The organism is Longimicrobium sp. (genome assembly GCF_036388275.1).
Lineage (GTDB): Bacteria > Gemmatimonadota > Gemmatimonadetes > Longimicrobiales > Longimicrobiaceae > Longimicrobium.
Window position 1 is genome coordinate 1 of record NZ_DASVSF010000077.1, and the last position, 2,123, is coordinate 2,123.

The window sequence follows — 2,123 nt, forward strand, 5'->3', positions numbered from 1 at the left end:
GGCCAGGTGGGCGCCGACCGTCCGAGCGACTAGGCCGCGCTATCGGCATGCCTCTGGCCCCCTGAAAGCACTGGTTCCGAGCAAGTCCGCTGCGCCTCAGAACCTGCACTTCCGAGTGTACTCTGTGGACAAAGGGTAACCACGATCATCGCAGGTCCTTGGGCGCGTCTTAAACGTCGGTAACTTGTGTTCGAATCGCCCTTCGAACAGTTGTCCACAGGTGACAGCGCCTACCTGTGGGTACTACCGTAGGCGCACGCGCCCACCGAGAGGACACACAGACGATGGCTTTCCCCGAGGCACACAGCCTGTTCACTTGGTTCGGAGACGGGTGGACGGTGAGTGAGACCTGGCAATTCGGTCTGCGCGTCGACAGCGGCTTCACGACTTCGGGCGACCCCTCACCGGCAGTCATGGACGCGATGGCAGCGGCGGGGGCCGCATTCATGGGCGGCACTCGGATCAGCAACAAGGTGCGTCTCCTGGGCGTCAAGCACGCTTACATCGGGACGGACGGTAAGTACGTCGGTGACGCCGACCCGACCATCGAGTTCCTGACGCCTGCCGTGCCGGGTTCCGCCGAGACGCTGACCCAGGCCCCGCAGTGCTCCGTGGCCATCTCTCTCACCACCGACAGGGCGCGCGGATTCGCGTCGTCCGGGCGGTTCTACACGCCCACTCCGTGCCTGGGAATCGGCGCTGACGGACGCATGACGACCGCCGATCAGGACATCTTCGTCGCAGGCGCGACCGCGTTCGTGAATGCCGTCAACGCCGCCGACTTCGGGCCCGTCACCATCTACAGCCGTGCCGGCGCGGGGGCTAAGCGTGCGGTCACCGGTATCCGCGTAGGGCGCGTGGTCGACACCATCCGGTCTAGGCGCAGCAGCCTGGACGAGGCGTACGTGGCGGCGGCCCTCACCCCTTAGGAGGCCCCCTGGGGTCACGTCGACCCATCCCAGGAGGCGCGCAGAAGTGGTGGGTCAGCACGACGGCGGCGGGAGAGGGCCTGGTCGCCGGCCAGGCGGTCGAGCGCAGCGACCAGGGCGAGGTGGCGGTCTACTCGCAGGGGTCGCCGTTCCTGGACGGCATGTACGTCGCGGCGGAAGCGACTCTGGCGCTGGTCTACTCGCGGTACTTCGCCGTGAACGAGGTCGACGGCGTCATCGTCGACCAGCCACCGCCCCGCCTCGCGGACTAGGCCATGTACGGTGCGGGACATGGACCCTCTGGAGATCGCGCACGAGGAACTCACGCTCTTAGGCCTGGTCGACGCGGACGCCACCGCCGTCCTGGCGGCGTTCCTGGGTGAGCCGGACGCCTAGTAGGCCCAGGTCGCGGGCGTCGCTCTGACGTCCACGTGGACGGCCCAGGGGCCCCGTGTGCCGATCCCTCGCGCGCCGCAGCGCGCAGCTGCAGCCGCCGTTGCGCGGAACGGGGGGATATCGGCGGCGGTCCCGAACAGGTGCTGCGAGGCTGACGCGCCGCCCACGGCCTTGTTGTGCGCCGGGCACCGGTAGCCGCTGACGACGACCAGGGGCTTACCTGTGCCGGCTCTGATCGCTTCCAAGCACGCAATCAGTGCCGGGCTGATCGGGACTATCCCTCGGCAGTGCTTACACCGGAACTCGTTGCTGTCGAAGTGCGCCGACAAGTCGCCCATCAGTAGCCATCCATCCAGTTGCGGAAGAAAGCGTCACCCTCTAGTTGACGGTCGACGCATCGGACGTAGTCGGTGCATTGGAGGGCCTGGTGCCCAGCCAGCCACGCAGCGATGCGCTGACGACGCACAACAGAGATGCCGCAACGACAGCATCGATCCTGTGCCCACTCGCCCAGACGACGACAAGCACCGAAGGCGGCCCAGCATTCACAGCGGCCGAGAGTGAGCGCCAAAACGGCGTCAGTCGTCGGCTTTCCTCCAGGCTGCTCTTGTGTTTGCTCATGCTTGGTTATCGGCGCTGTGAGCCGAGCCATTGATCGGCCAGGTGGGCGCCGACCGTCCGAGCGACTAGGCCGCGCTATCGGCATGCCTCTGGCCCCCTGAAAGCACTGGTTCCGAGCAAGTCCGCTGCGCCTCAGAACCTGCACTTCCGAGTGTACTCTGTGGACAAAGGGTAACC

The 2,123-nt window shown here is 66.6% G+C and carries 3 protein-coding genes; 2 read left to right on the forward strand and 1 reads right to left on the reverse strand.

Features of this window, described 5'->3' with window-relative positions:
- Window positions 1-284: 284 nt before the first annotated feature.
- Entirely contained in the window at window positions 285-929 is a 645-nt protein-coding gene (locus VF632_RS16110; RefSeq protein WP_331023945.1) for a hypothetical protein, read from the forward strand.
- Window positions 930-1,051: 122 nt separating this feature from the next.
- The gene (locus tag VF632_RS16115; protein WP_331023946.1) at window positions 1,052-1,201 is read left to right on the forward strand and encodes a hypothetical protein; all 150 of its coding nucleotides are present in this window, start codon (window positions 1,052-1,054) and stop codon (window positions 1,199-1,201) included.
- 120 nt (window positions 1,202-1,321) lie between these two features.
- On the opposite strand, the gene VF632_RS28085 is transcribed toward VF632_RS16115, so the two are convergent.
- Window positions 1,322-1,663, reverse strand: a complete 342-nt coding sequence (locus VF632_RS28085) for a YcbK family protein (protein WP_349264005.1) — start codon at window positions 1,661-1,663, stop codon at window positions 1,322-1,324.
- Window positions 1,664-2,123 lie beyond the last annotated feature (460 nt).